This is a genomic window from Halarchaeum sp. P4, from assembly GCF_051195175.1.
Classification (GTDB): domain Archaea; phylum Halobacteriota; class Halobacteria; order Halobacteriales; family Halobacteriaceae; genus Halarchaeum.
This window is the reverse complement of the sequence record NZ_JBNTKC010000001.1, coordinates 599,232-614,817: the sequence shown is the minus strand read 5'-3', so window position 1 is coordinate 614,817 and position 15,586 is coordinate 599,232. Positions and strand designations below refer to the sequence as shown.

Here is a 15,586-nt window from a genome sequence, read left to right as displayed (position 1 = left end):
TAAACCCTACAGGCCGGGTGAGTCGCGCCGCCTCCGGAACGCCCGATACCGCGACCCGAACGGTTACGGGCGGCGCGCGTCCAGGGGCGCGTATGGACGAACGCACGCTCGGTTCGACTGGGTTCGACGTGACGCCGGTCGGCCTCGGCACGTGGGAGATCGGGAGCGACTGGGGCGAGGTCGGCGAGGAGGAGGCGCGCGAGGCGCTGCACGCGGCGCTCGACGCGGGCATCACCTTCCTCGACACGGCGGACGTCTACGGTGACGGCCGCTCGGAGCGACTCATCGCGGAGGTGCTCGCGGAGCGCGAGGAGTCCCCGACGGTGGCGACGAAGGCCGGTCGACGGCTCGATCCGCACCTCGCGTCGGGCTACACGGAGTCGAACCTCCGACGCTTCGTGGAGCGCTCGCGGGAGAACCTCGAGGTGGACACGCTCGACCTCGTGCAGTTGCACTGCCCGCCGACGGACGTCTACTACCGGCCGGAGACGTTCGCGGCGCTGGACGCGCTGAAAGAGGACGGCCTGCTCGACCATTACGGCGTCTCCGTCGAGCGCGTCGAGGAGGGCCTGAAGGCCATCGAGTACGACGGCGTGGAGACGGTGCAGATAATCTTCAACCCGTTCCGCCAGCGGCCCGCCGAGCGCTTCCTCGACCGGGCGGCCGAGGAGGACGTCGGCGTCATCGTGCGCGTCCCGCTGGCCTCCGGGTTGTTGACGGGCGCGGTGGACGCGGAGACGTCGTTCCCGGAGAGCGACCACCGGAACTTCAACCGCGAGGGCGAGGCGTTCGACGTCGGGGAGACGTTCGCGGGCGTCCCACAGGACGTGGGCGCGCACGCGGCGGACGAGCTGGAGGCGTACGCGCCGGCGGACGTGACGCTCGCGCAGTTTACGCTCCGTTGGATTCTCGACCACGACGCGGTCTCGACGGTCATTCCGGGGAGCACGTCGCCCGAGCACATCGAGGAGAACGTCGAGGCGGCGGAGCTCGCGCCGCTCAGCCACCGCCAGCACGGCGCTGCCCGGGACGTCTACGAGGCGTACGTGAAGGAGTACGTCCACCACCGCTGGTAGGACCGCGCGGAATCAGCACCTCGGCGTGGCCGCCGCGCGACGACCTACTTGCTGCCGCTGGAGCCGTCGTACTGCTCGCCGCGCCCCTCGTAGTTGTCGCCGTCGGGGCTCGTGCCGTCGCTCTCGTTCTTGCGCTCGGTGCCGCTCCCGTCGCGGACGATGATGCCGCCGCCACTGGTGACGCCGACGTCAGTCTGGCCGAGCGCGACGTCGCGAATCGTCTTGTTCGTCGGGGAGTGGAGGCGGTCCCAGCGCGGCACGTCGTCGCTCGGGGTGCGCTGGTAAATCTGCCCGCCGCCGCCCGCGACGAGCACGGTCTGGTCGTCGATGGCCACGGTTTCGAGGGCGTTCGCGCCGACCTGTATCGGCGTCCACGCGTTGTAGGAGTCGTCGTAGCGGTAGAGCTTCCCGGTGCCGCCGGCGACGTAGACCCGTCCGTTCGGGCCGGCGGAGATGTCGTTGAAGCCCACTTGGGCGTTCACGACGCCGATGTCCTCCCAGCCGTCGTCGGCGGTGGTCTTGTAGGCGCTCCCGGAGGTGTCGACGGCGAACCCGGTGCCGTCGGGCGCGGCGGCGAGCGCGGCGATGGTGGACCCCGACCCGGGTTTCGTCGCGGGCGCCCAGTCGACGTCGAAGCCGTCGATGGCGAACGGGAGCACGGTTCCCGAGCCGTTCGCGGCGAGGGCTTTCTCGCTGCCGGCCTTCCCGGCGACGGCGATGCCGGTCCACGTCGAAGTCTTTCCCTGCGGGAAGGAGTAGTCGTACTTCCGGTCGGTCTCGACGTCGTAACAGCCGAGCGCGCCGCTGCCGCCGAGGTACCAGACACGCTTTCCGTCGTCGGTAACGTCGATGCCCCGGAGGGCGTTGTCACGGGTCGCCGGGCCGTGCTCGACGACGGTCAGCCACTCGCCGTCGCGGCGCGTGACGATGACGCCGGAGGACCCGACGGCGAACGGCCCACGCGCCGTCTGGACGACCTGATAGAGGGTCTTCTGTGTCGGTGACTCGGCGGTCTGCCACTCCCGCACGGTCGCGCTGTCGCTCCACATACTCGGCCTGTTCGCCCTCGCGCCGGTTTAATACACTACCTCTCGACGGAAAAATACACCTCAGAATCGCAATGTTTAGTCTCCACGCGTCGAACGACCGGCGTATGCGACACGTCAGATTCCGCGACCCGGCGGGCGCAGTCCGCGAGGGCGAACACCACGGCGACCACGTCTCCTTCGGCGGCCGCGACTACGCGCTCGACGAGGTCGACCTCCTCCCCGCGAGCGACCCGAGCAAAATCGTCTGTGTGGGCCGGAACTACGCGAAGCACGCCGCAGAGCGCGGCGAGGACGTCCCCGACCGTCCACTCCTCTTCCTCAAGCCACCGAACACGGTCGCCGGCCACGGCGACACCGTCACGCTCCCCGAAGACAAGGAAACCGTCGAGCACGAGGTCGAACTCGGCGTCGTCATCGGCGAGCAGTGTCGGAACGTCGCCGCCGAAAATGCCGAGGACGTCGTCGCGGGCTACACCGTCGCCATCGACGTCTCGAACCGCGACGACCAGGACAGAGAGCAGAACTGGGTGCGCGGAAAGGCCTTTGACGGCTCGTGCCCACTCGGCCCGGTCGTCGCCGACCCCGAGGACGTCCCCGAGGACGCCGACATCTCCTTGCGCGTGAACGGCGAGACGCGGCAGGACTCGAACACCGAGCACTTCATCTTCAGCGTCCCCGAGCTCCTCGAGGAGGTCACGCAGTACATGACCCTCGAGGCGGGCGACGTCGTCATCACCGGCACCCCCGAGGGCGTTGGCCCGCTCACGGACGGCGACCACGTCGAGGCCGAGGTCGAGGGCGTCGGCACTCTCGAAGTCGACGTCGTGCAGGACTGACCGGCCACCACTGGACTCAGCCCCGGTGCCGAGACGGCACTCCGAGGCGGGGTCGGACGGACACCGCGAGAAAAGGTATTTTTCCGCTCGTTACGCTCCGAGGACGCCGATACCGCTGACGGGCACGCCGAGAATTCCGAGGACGGTGACGACGATGGCGGTGGCGACCCACGCGACGAGCGCGATGAGGATGGCGTTCACCCACCCGCCCTCGTAGCGCCAGTTGATGACCCAGACGTAGGCGACGAGCGCGAGCAGGCCGCCGATGAGGGGTATCCACGAGAGCACCGCCCACGCGACGGCGCCGATGACGGCGGTGACGACGGCGTGCGAATAGTCCTCGACGCCGGTGATGACGCGCGCCCCGGCGTAGATGCCGAGGCCGCCGACGAGCAGGCTGACGACGAACAGGATGAGTGAGCTGAGTGCACTTGCCATACGCGTCAGTGACTCGGCGAGAGCGGAAAAACGAGGGGGCCGACGGCGGCCTCAGACGCCGGCGACGAGGAGGCCGGCGTCGACCAGCAGGAGGACGGCGACGACGCTCGCCGCGCGGAGGAGCGTCGAGGCGTCGCGGGCGGGCGAACGGACCTTGTCGACGTCGAGACCGTCACGGAGCCGCGACGCCGCCATCTCGGTGAGCGCCGCGAGCGCGAGCCAGAGGACGACCATCGCCACGACGAGGTAGCCGGTCGTACTCGACCAGTACGCGGCCGTCGTCGCGACGCCCATCGGGCTCGCGAGCACCGCACCCGTGAGTAGTTGGAGGGAGGCACCCGCGCGCGAGACGGTGGTGAGCTTGCTCGTCGCGGATTCGAGGACGCCGACGGAGACGTCGCCTCGGCTCGCCACCGGGAGGTAGCTGTACGTGAAGAACACGACGCTCCCCGTCCAGAGCGCGCCGAAGACGAGGTGGAGCGCGTAGACGGCCGTGAGTGCTGTCGCCATGTCGGGACGTGCGGACGGCGACTCCTAATGCGTAGCGGTCTCGGGAGTGTGCGCCGGCGAAAACGCCCAAGTCCCGGCCGGGCGAACCCCGCCACATGACCACACACGTCCTGCTTGACGACGACCCGAAGCTCGAACCGGCGGTGTTCCGCGACCGCCTCGAGGCCGAGGTGGACGTCGTCGCGATGCCCTCGCCCGAGCGACTGCGCGAGGCGGTCCGCGACCGCGATGCCGACGCCGTCGTGACGAACGGCCGCGTCGAGCTCACCGGCGACGTCCTCGCGGGTCTCCCGTCGCTCTCCGTGCTCGGACAGACGTCCATCGGCGTCGATAACGTGGACGTCGAGGCGGCCGCGGACGCGGGCGTCGTCGTCCTGCACGCCCCCGATTACTGCGTGGACGAGGTGGCGACGCACGCCGTCTCGCTCCTCCTCGCGTGCGTCCGCGACGTCGCCGCGCAGGACCACCGCGTTGCCGAGGGCACGTGGGACACGTGGGCGGGCCGGGACCTCCACCGCCTCCGTGGGGACACGGTCGGCCTCGTCTCCTTCGGCGACATCGCGCGCGGCACGGCCGAGCGCCTCCGCGGGTTCGGCGTCGACGTCGTCGCCTACGACCCCTACGTCGACGCGGAGACGATGGCCGAGTACCGCGTCGAGAAAGTCGATACCGAGGAGCTCCGCGAGCGGGCCGACCACCTCTCCGTCCACGCGCCGCTCACCGAGGAGACGCGCGGCCTCGTCGACGCCGAGTGGTTCGACGCACTCCCCGAGCGCGGCGTCGTCGTCAACACCGGCCGCGGCGGCGTCGTCGACGAGGCGGCACTCCGCGAATCCCTCGAAAACGACGAGGTCGCGGCCGGCGGCCTCGACGTCTTCGAGACGGAGCCACCCCGGGACTCCCCGCTCCCCGAGCGCGACGACGTGGTGGCGACGCCCCACTCGGGGTGGTACTCCGAGGAGGCACGAAGAGAGGCGAACGAGACGGTCGCTCGCGACCTCGCGCGGGTCTTCGCCGGCGAGGAACCCGCGCACGACGTGAACCCCGACGGCTGGTGAGACCCGTGATTCCTCGCTTCGCTCGGAATCACGAATAGGCGAGCGCTGAACGATAGCGAGGCGCGAGCAACGCGATTCTTCGGGAACTCCGTGCGCGGTGTCCCGTGCCGACGCCACGCGCGCCGCACCGGCCCGTTTAAGTCGAACCGGCGGCTTCCACCGGACATGCGACCACGGGACCTCTCGGACCACGTCGAGTACCGCGCGGGCCGCGGCATCGAGGAAGTCGCGCGGGAACTCGGGCGTGATCCCGAGGAGTTCGTCAAACTCGCGTCGAACGAGAACATGTTCGGGCCGAGTCCGGCGGCCGCCGAGGTCATCGAGGCGAGCGCCGAGGAGGTCCACCACTACCCGACCGCCGACCACCAGGACCTCACGGACGCGCTCGCAGCGGACTGGGGCGTCACCGCCGAGCAGGTCTGGTTGGCGAACGGCGGCGACGGCGCGCTCGACTACCTCCACCGCGCCACCCTCGAACCCGGCGACGAGGTGCTCGTCCCGACCCCCGGCTTCTCCTACTACGGGATGAGCGCGCGCTTCCACCACGGCGACGTCGCCGAGTACGAAGTCACCGCCGACGACGGCTTCGAACTCACCGCCGAGCGCGTACTCGACGCCTACGACGGCGAGCGCGTCGTCTACCTCACCAGCCCCCACAACCCCTCCGGCGGGCGCTTCACGCTTGACGACGTCGAGCGCATCGCCGAGGAGACCGACGCGGAGACGCTCGTCGTCGTCGACGAGGCCTACGGGGAGTTCACGGACGCGCCGAGCGCCGTCGACCTCGTGCGCGACCGGGACGACGTCGCGGTGCTGCGCACGTTCTCGAAGGCGTACGGGCTCGCCGGCCTCCGCCTCGGCTACGCGCTCGTCCCCGAGGAGTGGGCGGACGCCTACGCGCGCGTGAACACGCCGTTCGCCGCGAGTTTCCTCGCGTGTCGCGCCGGCCTCGCCGCGCTCGAAGACGACGCGCACGTCGAGCAGACCGTCGAGACGGCGCGTTGGAGCCGCGAGTACATGGCCGAGCACATCGATGCGCCGACCTACGAGAGCCACGGCAACTTCCTGCTCGTCGACGTCGGCGACGCGACGGCCGTCGCAGAGGCGATGCAGGAGCGCGGCGTCATCGTCCGGGACTGCTCGAGTTTCGGCCTCCCGGAGTGTATTCGCGTCACCTGCGGCACCGAGGCGGAGACGAAGCGCGCCGTCCGCGAACTCAACGAGGTCCTCGCAGAATGAGGGTCGTCGTCACCGGCACCCCGGGAACGGGCAAGACCACCGCGACCGAGCACCTCGAGACCGACCTCGACGTCGTCCACCTGAACGACGTTGTGAAGGACGAGGAGCTGTTCACGGAGCGCGACGAGGCCCGGGACAGCCTCGTCGCCGACATGGACGCGCTCGTCGAGAAGTACGCGGACGCCGACGACGTCCTCGTCGAGAGCCACCTCGCGCACTACCTGGCCGACGTCGACGCGGTGGTCGTCCTGCGCTGTGACCCCGTGACGCTCGAGGGCCGTCTGACCGAGCGCGGCGAACCCGAGCAGAAGGCCCGCGAGAACGCCGAGTCCGAGGCGCTCGACGTCATCCTCTCGGAGGCCGTCCAGCGCCACGGCGAGGAGCGCGTCTACGAAATCGACACCACCGACCGGACGCCCGCCGACGTTGCCGCCGAAATCGACGCGGTGATTCGTGGCGAGCGCGAGCCGAGCGCGGGTGAGGTCGACTTCACGGAGTACCTACTGTGACGCTCGACCAGTTCCGCCCGCTGGCTTCGCGGTTGCTCCGGCCGTTCGTCGCCGTCTCCGTCCGCCTCGGCCTCACGCCGGACGCCATCAGCGTCGTCGCGTTCGTCGTTGCTATCGGCGCCGCGGGCGCGTTCTACCTCGGCACGGCCGCGGGCTACGTCCTCGGCGCGATTCTGGTGTTCCTGAACGGCTGGCTCGACCTACTCGACGGCGCCGTCGCCCGCGAGACCGGTGTCGACTCGAAAGGTGGGGACCTGCTCGATCACGTCCTTGATCGCTACGCTGACGTCGTCATCCTCGCCGGCCTCGCCGCCGGCGTCCGGTCGTGGCTGCTCGGCTTCGCCGCCGTCACCGGTGTCCTGCTCACCTCCTACCTCGGAACGCAGATTCAGGCCGTCGGCCTCGGCCGCCAGTACGGCGGGCTGCTCGGGCGCGCGGACCGCCTCGCGCTCGTGGGCATCGTCGGCGTCCTTTCGACCGTCATCCCCGTCGTCGGCGGGTTCAGCCTCATCGCGTGGCTGCTCGGCTTCTTCGCCGTCGTCGGGCACCTCACCGCGTTCCAGCGATTCTGGGGCGCGTGGGGGGACTTACGAGACGGCGCGTAGCGCCGTCTCGAGACACGCGAACGCAGTCCTTTCTCACCGAACGGGCGCGGGCGGGTCGGGAATCACTCGGCGTCGCCCCCGGCGTGTGCTTTATACCGGCGGCCCGGTAAGCAACGGTATGGTTCAGTGCGAGATGTGCGGGGCCGAGACGTCGACCCCCAAGACCATCAAAGTCGAGGGGGCAGAACTCGACGTGTGCGACGACTGTACCGACTTCGGTACGGAGGTCCGCACGGAGGAGTCTACCTCCTCTACGTCGACGAAGTACTCGACGTCCTCTTCCTCGGGCCAGTCTTCCGGGACGAGTGCGTCCGGTGGGTCCTCCAGCGGGTCGAAGCGCCGCCGGCGCGACATGTTCGACGAGATGCAGGAGCTCGCGAGCGACTACGACGAGCGCATCCGGAACGCGCGCGAGCAGATGGGTCTCAGTCAGGAGGAACTCGCCGGCGAGATGAACGAGAAGGCGAGCCTCGTCCGCAAACTCGAACGCGGCGACATCCTCCCGAGCGACGACGTCCGGAAAAAGATCGAGAAGAAACTCGGCGTCAGCCTCCTCGAGGCCACGGACGGCGACGAGGAGTGGGAGAGCGGGTCCTCCGAGGGCGGTCTCACCCTCGGGGACATGGTCAAGCGGAAGGACTAGCGTTTCCTACAGCTGTAGTTTCTTCTTGCGGCTTCCGTAAAGGGTAATCCGCGGGCGGCGAAACGGGGGCGTATGTTCGTTCTCGTCAACCTGAAGGCGTACCCCTGCGACCCGGTCGCAGTCGCCGAAGCCGCACACGACGTCGCCGAGGAGTCCGGCGTCCGCATCGCCATCGCGCCGCAGGCCGCCGACATCGCCGCCGTCGCGGAGACGGGCGTCGAGACGTGGGCCCAGCACGTCAGCCCGGTCGGCCACGGCAGCCACACCGGAAGCACACTCGCAGAGCGCGCGGCCGCCGCGGGCGCGGAGGGCACGCTCATCAACCACTCCGAGAAGCGCCTGAAGCTCGCGGACATCGACGCGTCCGTGGAGGCCGCCGAGCGCGCCGGCCTCGAAACCTGCGTCTGCGGGAACAACCCCGAGCAGATCGGCGCCGTCGCCGCGCTCGGTCCCGACTCGGTCGCCGTCGAGCCGCCGGAGCTCATCGGCGGCGACGTCTCCGTCGCGACGGCCGACCCGGACATCGTGACGGACGCCGTCGCGGCCGCCGAAGCCGTCGACGACTCCGTGGACGTCTACTGTGGCGCCGGCATCTCCACGGGCGACGACCTCACGGCTGCCGACGACCTCGGCGCGAGCGGTGTCCTTCTCGCGAGCGGCGTCGCGAAGGCCGACGACCCGAAGGCCGCCCTCGAAGACCTGGTCGCGCCGCTCCGGTAATCGGATGGTCTCTGCGACCCGCATCGCCCCGAGCGCGTAAGTCGCGGGCCTCGCTACTGGGACCCATGACGGAGCGGCGCTACCAGACGCTCGTCCAGTTCGTCTCGACGCGTGCACAGAGATACTTCCGGACGGCCGTTCACTACACCGAGGACGGCTGGGAGGCGCTCTATCGGCGCGGCGACCTGCCGGCCGAACGTGCGGAGCGACGCACGAGCGCAGTCGTCGAGAAAGCCCGAGCGCGCGACCCGCTCCGCGAACCCGATAGCCCGTTCGGTGACCTCGACGCGACGGTCGAACTCTACGAGAACGGCGTCTTCATCATCATCAGGGAGTCCGCCACCGAGGGCGTCATCGTCTCGCTTGAGCGCGATGCGGCGCGCAACCTCGCGGGGTTCGTCGTCGAGTGTGAGCGCATCGTCTCCGGCGACTAGAAGTCTCGGAGGCTCGCCTGTCCCTCCGGGTCTCGCTCGGAGGCGCGCTCGCTCGCCCGGTCGGCCGTGGGACTGTCGCGCACGTCGGTGTCGCCGTCGGCACCGCCCTCATCCGTGGCAGCGTCCTTGAACCCGCCGAGTTTCGCCTGTTCGTCCGCAGTGAAGGAGAGGTTGGAGACCCGAACGCCGACTTTTCGAACCGATTCGCCCTCGAACTCCGCGAGCAACTCCTCGGCGACCTCCCGTACGAGGTCCGGTTCGTCCACGGGCCCGGGGAGCGAGCGCGCGCGGGTGTTGACGTCGAACGGCGGCGTCACCACCTTCACGCCGATGGTCCGATAGAGGGCGTCCTTCCGGGTGGCGCGCTCGGCGACGGCGTCCGCGAGCGCGAGCGCCTGCTCGAGAACGCGGTCGTGGTCGTCTTCGGGGCCGTCGAAGGCGGACTCGCGGCTCAGGCTCTTCGGGTCACCCTTCGGTTCGACGGGGCGTTCGTCGCGCCCGCGCGCCCGCTCGTGGAGTTCCCGGCCGCGCTCGCCGAACGCCGCCGTGAGCTCGTAGGGGTCGGCGTCCGCGAGGTCGCCCGCCGTCTCGATGCCCATCTCGCGGAGTTCGCGCGCCCGGACGGGGCCGACGCCGTGGACGTCCGCGACGTCGATGGGCGCGAGGAACCCCGCGACGTCGTCGGGCGGAACGACGACGAGGCCGTCCGGTTTGTCGTAGTCGCTCGCGATTTTCGCGGTACTCATGTTCGGCGCGACGCCGACGGAGGCGGGGACGCCGACCTCGCGCTCGATGCGCTGTTTGACGTGGCGGGCGAATCCTTCGGCGACCGACCAGTCGGTGCGGTCGGTGACGTCCATGTAGGCCTCATCGACGCTGACCTCGCGAACGGTGTCGGCGAGGTCGTGGAGAATCGCCTTCACGTCCGCCGCGACGTCCTCGTAGTAGTCGAGGTCGACGGGCCGGTAGTGGGCCGTCTCGGGGTCCTCGGGGTGCTCGGCGCGTCGCGGGAGGCGTTCGAGCGCCGTCGAGATGGCTTGGGCGCTCTCGACCCCGAAATCGCGGGCCTTGTAGCTCGCCGTCGCCACCGCGCCCGTCGTCTCGCCGGCCTCGTAGCCCATCCCGACGACGACTGGTTCGCCACGGAGCCGTGGCTCGCGCTTGCGCTCGCAGGACGCGTAAAAACAGTCCATGTCGACGTGGAGGACGACGCGCTCCTCGGGGGTCGGCGCGCCCGGCAGTCTCTCCCCCTCGACCATGGGGGGAGCTATGGAACGGACGAGGGAATAGCTTCGCCTTAGTGGTCGGAGTCGCGGCCCTGCTCGTAGACGAGGTTCCAGAGGGCGCGTTCAATCTCGTCGTCGGAGGACTGCTCGAGCGCCGTGGCCAGGTTGTTCGGGACGTCGATTGACATCACTGGAGACCATGGCCGCCGAGAGTAAAAACGTGGTGTGAGTACCGAACGAGTACAAAATTAGGGAGTACGGTCTGAGTTAATTCAGACGTCGCCCTCGACCGTCGTCCCCTCCTCACGACATACCTCGAGCGCATGCTTCGCGGCCATCCCCGCGTCGGTCGCGGTGTAGCCGGAGCCGACACCGACCTTCAGCGACATGTTCGCCTCCTCGCGGACGCGCTCGATGACGTGCTCGTAGTCGGCGCGTGAGAGCTCCGGGCAGAGCGCGACGACATTGTCGCCGCCGACGAAGAACCCGAGACCGTCGTGTTCGTCGTGGAGGATGCGCATCAGCGCGGCGTACCCCTGCTCGATGCGGACGAACGTCGAGAAGGCGTCGAGTTCGTCGGTATACTTCCCAGTGGCGTCGTTCACGTCGAAGTGTGCGATGTGGACGTCGTCGTCGGCGCGCTCCTCGTCCGCGAGCGGCTGGCCGGAAAGCACCTCGCGGCGCTCGGCGTCCTGCGCGCTCCCCGCGGCCTGCAGATGTGCGGTGGCGTCGACGAGCGCGTCCGTCGGGTTCGGGCCCGTCCCGATGCCGAGGCTCACGGTAACGGGGTAGCGGTTCCGAATCGACTCCTGGATGCGGGCGTGGTCTTCGAGGTCCGCGCCGTTCGTCACGGCGATCATGTTGTCGAAGCGCGTGAAGAAGACGTAGCCGTCACGAGTGCCGAAGAACTGCGAGAGGTCGGCGTAGAGTCGCGACTGCATCGTTTGGAGGTCGGCCTCGCGGCGCGGCTCCGGCGTCACCGTCCACGGCCCGTAGTTGTCGAGTTGAACGAGAGTGACCTGAGCGTTCGTCACGGATACCCCATCTCGGGACCCGGCGCGCTTATCGGTTTTGAATCGCGTCTCAGAACTGAACGTCTCCCTAGTCGACCTGTTCGGAGCGCTCGATGTCGGCGAGCGCCCGTCGCGCGGACTCGCGCACCGCCTCCGGGGTCATCGCCTCCTCGTGCTGGTCGACCTCGCCGTTGAGGACGTAGACGCCGTCGCGGTCGTTGAACAACTCGGCGACCTCCTCGCTGGACAGCAGGCCGGGTTGTGCGACGTATTGCCCGGAGAGCCGGTACTCGTTGGTGACGTACGGCAACTCGACGGCGGACGTGCCACCCATCCGACCGGCGATCGACCCGCCCCACGCGGCCACCCGGAGGCGGTGCCCGTCCGGTTCCCGAGACTCGACTCTGAACTCCTTGATGCCGACCGTGCCCTCGCGCGAGACGACCGCAACGGAGGCGTTTCCCGCAAACCGGTGCGCGACACGCTCGGCGTCGAACTCCGACCACCGGACGGCGTGCACCAGCGGCGCACCGGAGAGGACGCGGCCGACAACCTGCCCGAGTGCGCGCGCCGGCATCGCCTCGGCCACCACACCGGCCCGCGCGCCGCGCTCGACGAGTGAATCGAGGACGGGGCCCGCCTCGGCGAGTGGACCGGTGAGTGAGACAGTGCGAGCCTCGACATCCGTGAGCGTCGCCGGGTCGAGCACGCTGTCCGCGCACGCGATACCCGCCTCGGTGACCGGCGCGCCCACGTGGACGAAGTCAGAGTCGCCCTCGATAGCCCGCCGGACGGCGTCCTGCGTCGGGTCGTCGGTCACGAGGTCGAACGGTTCGCGGACCTCTCGGTGCTGGTCGCCGAGGAGGACCGCGGAGAGGGCATCCGTCGCGTCCCCGTCGGCGCCGAGCAGCGCGACGCGGGCGTCAGCGACTTCCTCCGGTGGATTGTCGAGCGAGTGCTCGAAGGCCGCCGCTGACAGCCGTGTCGCGCCGTTCGGAATCGCGCCCCCGCTCTGCCCTGTGCACACCGCCGACGCCGGCGACGCGTCATCGTCGACACGTATCGGCGCCGGGAAGTCGAGCAGATGGGGCAGGAGCGGGGCGTCGTCGGCGTCGTCGCGGAGCACCGCGTCGTAGGTCCAGTGGAGGCGGTAGTCCTCGAGGACTCGGCCGTCGACTTCGAGGTACTCCATGAGTTGCTCGGGAATCGAGGAGTCGTAGAGTTCGGGCGGGTAGAAGGGCAACTCGCCGGCGACCGCCTCGTACTCCTGACGCTCCAGCGAGTAGTACCCTCCGACCCGCACCAGCGAGTCGAGGAAGAGACAGCGGGAGAGGAGTCGCCGACTCCGTTCGGTGAGCGATGTCTCAGAGCCATTGAGCGGTTCGACGAACCCGTTGGCGAGATGGAGTTCGGGCGACTCACCGGGGACGACATCGGCACCGAGGTAGTAGGCGAGTGGCGCGACTGTGTAGAGTGCGTCGTAGGTTTCGGGGACGGCGATGGTCACGCCGGTCTCTGGTTTCGAGAGATGTGTGGGAATGTCGAGTTCGTCGCCGCGTTCGATGCGGGGTGGGTGGCCACGAAGCGTCGGCCACGACCGCTCACACGACCACTCCTTCACACTTGACGCCAGATACGGCAGCGCCTCACGCAACGCTCCCGGGTCGTCCGGCACCGTTATCGTCGCCGCCGGCGTCCGGTGGCGCGAGCGCGCCCCCAGCGCCACCCGCGTGGGTCCGTCAAACGACAGCGTCGCCGCGCCCGTGCCGTGGTGGCGCTCCATGGTCGTTTCGAGGGCGGCGTCGAACACCTTCAGGTAGAGCTTGCAGTAGGAGTCAACCTCGACGTAATACGTCCCCGTCGGGTACCGCGTCGGCGACTCGCTCGGGAATCCTAGGACGTCACCGTCCTCCGAGCGGACGTAGACGCCGGCGTTCGCCGGGAGTTCGAGCGAGTCGGTCTCGAAGGAGACGGCAGCGTCGACGGGGAAGAGGAAGCGGTCCGTCGACACCCGATAGGGGTCGACCTCCTCGCCCGTCGCGAACACACATGACGACCCCGTCATCTCGTCGCGAACCGTGAGCGCCGCTCCCTCGACGTTGAACGCGACGAGCCCGATTCCCTGCGTCGTCACGCCGGTGCTACTCCGTTGGGCTACTTAGACTCCGTGGTCACTCGCATCGTCGCCGCCCCGCGTCGATGGGTTCCGGTTCCTCGAGTGCGCGCCGCGCGGAGCGCCGAACGTCATCGGCCGTTGTCTCGCGGTCGAATTGGCAGACGTCGCCGTTGAGGACGTAGACGCCGTCGCGTTCCGCGATGAGATCGGCGACCTCCTCGCTCGTCAGCGTCACGGGCTGTTCGAGCACCGTGCCGACGAGGCGGTTCGGGTGGACGACGTAGTCGAGTGAGAGGCCAGCCGACATCCCGTTGTCGCCGTCGAGACTCCACCATGCCCGCATCGAGAGGTCGTGGGCGTCCGTCGATTTCGAGTGAATCAGGTGTTCGGAGACGGTCGACCCACCGCTCCGGACGACCGGGCACGCCGCGACGTCGCCCGCGAACCGATAGGGGCCCTCGTAGTCGGCCCAGACGAGCGACTGGGCGAACGGCGCACCGGAGAGGACGTGGCCGACAACCTGCCCGAGTGCGCGCGCCGGCATCGCTTCGGCCACCACGCCGCGGGACGCACCGCGCTCGACGAGTGAATCGAGGACGGGGCCCGCCTCGGCGAGCGGGCCGGTGAGCGAGACGGTGCGCGCCTCGATATCCGTGAGCGTCGCCGGGTCGAGCACGCCGTCCGCGCACGCGATACCCGCCTCGGTGACCGGCGCACCCACGTGGACGAAGCCGTACGCCTCGCCGAGCGCGTCCCGAACCGCCGCCGTCGTCGGCAACCCGTGCTTGTGGTCGAGCTGGACGCGCTCGTACGACGATCCGTCCTCGTGGTCGGTGAAAGCCGCGGTGAGTCCGTTCATCACCGCCTCCTCGGTGCCGAGCAGGGCGACGCGCTCGTCGTCGAGTTCCCGTGGCGGGGCGTCGAGCGCGTGTTCGAAGCCCGCGACCGAGAGGTTCGTCGCCCCGCTCGGTATCGGCTCCGAACTATATCCCGTGTAGAGTGCGTCGTCCGCGGGTGTCTCGTCGCCTTCGATGCGGACGGGGGCGAAATCGTCGAGGAGATAGGGGACGAGCTCGGCGTCCTCGGGGGTGGGCCGCATCACCACGTCATATCGATACGGCGGGAGGTAGTCCGCGAAGACGCCGTCGTCGACTTCGAGGTACTCCATGAGTTGCTCGGGAATCGAGGAGTCGTAGAGTTCGGGCGGGTAGAAGGGCAACTCGCCGGCGACCGCCTCGTACTCCTGGCGCTCCAGCGAGTAGTACCCTCCGACCCGCACCAGCGAGTCGAGGAAGAGACAGCGCCGCAGGAGCGAACGCACCCCGGCGGCGAGCGACTCCTCCTTTCGAGAAATCGTGTCGGTGTATCCGTTGTCGAGCCTGATTTCGGGCGTTTCACTCGCGACGATGTCGGCGCCGAGGTAGTAGGCGAGTGGCGCGACTGTGTAGAGTGCGTCGTAGGTTTCGGGGACGGCGAGGGTCACGCCGGTGTCTGGTTTCGAGAGATTGGCGGGGATGTCGAGTTCGTCGCCGCGCTCGATGCGGGGTGGGTGGCCACGGAGCGTCGGCCACGACCGCTCGCACGACCACTCCTTGACACTTGACGCCAGATACGGTAGGGCCTCCCGCAACGCTCTCGGGTCGTCCGGCACCGTTATCGTCGCCGCCGGCTGCTCGTGGAGCGAACGCACGCCGGCGGCGACGCGTGCTGTCCCGTCAAACTCGAGCGTCGTCGGCGCAGGACCGTCCGTCGGGCCGTCGCTGAACGAGATGGCCGCGTCGAACACCTTCACGTAGAGTTTGCAGCCGGGCGTCGACTCGACGTAATACGTGCCGACCGGGAGCGACGACTCGTCGCCGGGCACGGACGCGACGACGTCACCGGCCTCGTTGCGGACATGAACCCCGGCGTTCGTCGGGAGCGTGAGTGCGTCCGTCTCGACGGCGACCGCGCCGTCGACGGGGAAGAGGAAGCGGTCCGTCGACACTCGGACCGGGTCGATCGGCCCGCTCGCGGTGAGCGTACACGTTACGCCCATCACGGCGTCGCGGACGTCGAGACACTCGCCGCTCGTCTCGAACGCGACCAAGTCGTCACGTTTCGTCACGACCCCG

At 69.2% G+C, this 15,586-nt stretch carries 16 protein-coding genes; 9 read left to right on the top strand and 7 right to left on the bottom strand.

Features of this window, described 5'->3' with window-relative positions; genetic code table 11:
- Positions 1-92 precede the first annotated feature (92 nt).
- Positions 93-1,076 carry an aldo/keto reductase gene (locus ACQUS8_RS03215; RefSeq protein ID WP_435096825.1) on the top strand — a complete coding sequence of 328 codons (984 nt, stop codon included), beginning with the start codon at positions 93-95 and terminating at the stop codon, positions 1,074-1,076.
- Between the two features lie 44 nt (positions 1,077-1,120).
- On the opposite strand, the gene ACQUS8_RS03210 is transcribed toward ACQUS8_RS03215, so the two are convergent.
- On the bottom strand, positions 1,121-2,125 hold the full coding sequence (locus tag ACQUS8_RS03210) for a WD40/YVTN/BNR-like repeat-containing protein (protein WP_435096822.1): 1,005 nt from the start codon (positions 2,123-2,125) through the stop codon (positions 1,121-1,123).
- 104 nt (positions 2,126-2,229) lie between these two features.
- Between ACQUS8_RS03210 and ACQUS8_RS03205 the strand changes: the two genes are divergently transcribed.
- Complete coding sequence (locus ACQUS8_RS03205; protein WP_435096819.1) at positions 2,230-2,961, top strand: fumarylacetoacetate hydrolase family protein; 732 nt, start codon at positions 2,230-2,232, stop codon at positions 2,959-2,961.
- 90 nt (positions 2,962-3,051) lie between these two features.
- Here the strand turns inward: ACQUS8_RS03205 and ACQUS8_RS03200 are convergent, their stop codons facing one another.
- Positions 3,052-3,399, bottom strand: a complete 348-nt coding sequence (locus ACQUS8_RS03200; protein ID WP_435096816.1) for a hypothetical protein — start codon at positions 3,397-3,399, stop codon at positions 3,052-3,054.
- Positions 3,400-3,450: 51 nt separating this feature from the next.
- Positions 3,451-3,909 (bottom strand): transporter, encoded by a 459-nt coding sequence (locus tag ACQUS8_RS03195; protein WP_435096813.1) that lies wholly within the window; start codon positions 3,907-3,909, stop codon positions 3,451-3,453.
- 95 nt (positions 3,910-4,004) lie between these two features.
- On the opposite strand from ACQUS8_RS03195, the gene ACQUS8_RS03190 reads away from it, so the two are divergent.
- From ACQUS8_RS03190 to ACQUS8_RS03160, 7 genes are all read left to right on the top strand, one after another.
- The gene (locus ACQUS8_RS03190; protein ID WP_435096810.1) at positions 4,005-4,967 is read left to right on the top strand and encodes a C-terminal binding protein; all 963 of its coding nucleotides are present in this window, start codon (positions 4,005-4,007) and stop codon (positions 4,965-4,967) included.
- Between the two features lie 165 nt (positions 4,968-5,132).
- Entirely contained in the window at positions 5,133-6,206 is a 1,074-nt protein-coding gene (gene hisC / locus ACQUS8_RS03185) for a histidinol-phosphate transaminase (protein ID WP_435096807.1), read from the top strand.
- Positions 6,203-6,715, top strand: a complete 513-nt coding sequence (locus ACQUS8_RS03180; protein WP_435096804.1) for an adenylate kinase family protein — start codon at positions 6,203-6,205, stop codon at positions 6,713-6,715. Before hisC ends, ACQUS8_RS03180 begins: the two co-directional genes overlap by 4 nt.
- Positions 6,712-7,320 (top strand): CDP-alcohol phosphatidyltransferase family protein, encoded by a 609-nt coding sequence (locus ACQUS8_RS03175; protein ID WP_435096801.1) that lies wholly within the window; start codon positions 6,712-6,714, stop codon positions 7,318-7,320. The genes ACQUS8_RS03180 and ACQUS8_RS03175 overlap by 4 nt, the downstream gene beginning before the upstream one ends.
- Positions 7,321-7,438: 118 nt before the next feature.
- Positions 7,439-7,963 carry a multiprotein bridging factor aMBF1 gene (locus tag ACQUS8_RS03170; RefSeq protein ID WP_435096798.1) on the top strand — a complete coding sequence of 175 codons (525 nt, stop codon included), beginning with the start codon at positions 7,439-7,441 and terminating at the stop codon, positions 7,961-7,963.
- 72 nt (positions 7,964-8,035) lie between these two features.
- Positions 8,036-8,683 carry a triose-phosphate isomerase gene (gene tpiA, locus ACQUS8_RS03165; protein WP_435096795.1) on the top strand — a complete coding sequence of 216 codons (648 nt, stop codon included), beginning with the start codon at positions 8,036-8,038 and terminating at the stop codon, positions 8,681-8,683.
- A gap of 65 nt (positions 8,684-8,748) precedes the next feature.
- Positions 8,749-9,117 (top strand): hypothetical protein, encoded by a 369-nt coding sequence (locus ACQUS8_RS03160; protein ID WP_435096792.1) that lies wholly within the window; start codon positions 8,749-8,751, stop codon positions 9,115-9,117.
- On the opposite strand, the gene dinB is transcribed toward ACQUS8_RS03160, so the two are convergent.
- From dinB to ACQUS8_RS03140, 4 genes are all read right to left on the bottom strand, one after another.
- Positions 9,114-10,376, bottom strand: coding sequence for a DNA polymerase IV (gene dinB, locus ACQUS8_RS03155; RefSeq protein WP_435096789.1), 1,263 nt, complete (start codon positions 10,374-10,376; stop codon positions 9,114-9,116). The genes ACQUS8_RS03160 and dinB overlap by 4 nt on opposite strands.
- A gap of 239 nt (positions 10,377-10,615) precedes the next feature.
- Positions 10,616-11,377 (bottom strand): GTP cyclohydrolase III, encoded by a 762-nt coding sequence (locus tag ACQUS8_RS03150; protein ID WP_435096786.1) that lies wholly within the window; start codon positions 11,375-11,377, stop codon positions 10,616-10,618.
- Positions 11,378-11,444: 67 nt separating this feature from the next.
- Positions 11,445-13,490 carry a hypothetical protein gene (locus ACQUS8_RS03145; RefSeq protein WP_435096783.1) on the bottom strand — a complete coding sequence of 682 codons (2,046 nt, stop codon included), beginning with the start codon at positions 13,488-13,490 and terminating at the stop codon, positions 11,445-11,447.
- 37 nt (positions 13,491-13,527) lie between these two features.
- Positions 13,528-15,579 carry a hypothetical protein gene (locus ACQUS8_RS03140; protein ID WP_435096780.1) on the bottom strand — a complete coding sequence of 684 codons (2,052 nt, stop codon included), beginning with the start codon at positions 15,577-15,579 and terminating at the stop codon, positions 13,528-13,530.
- Positions 15,580-15,586: the final 7 nt, after the last annotated feature.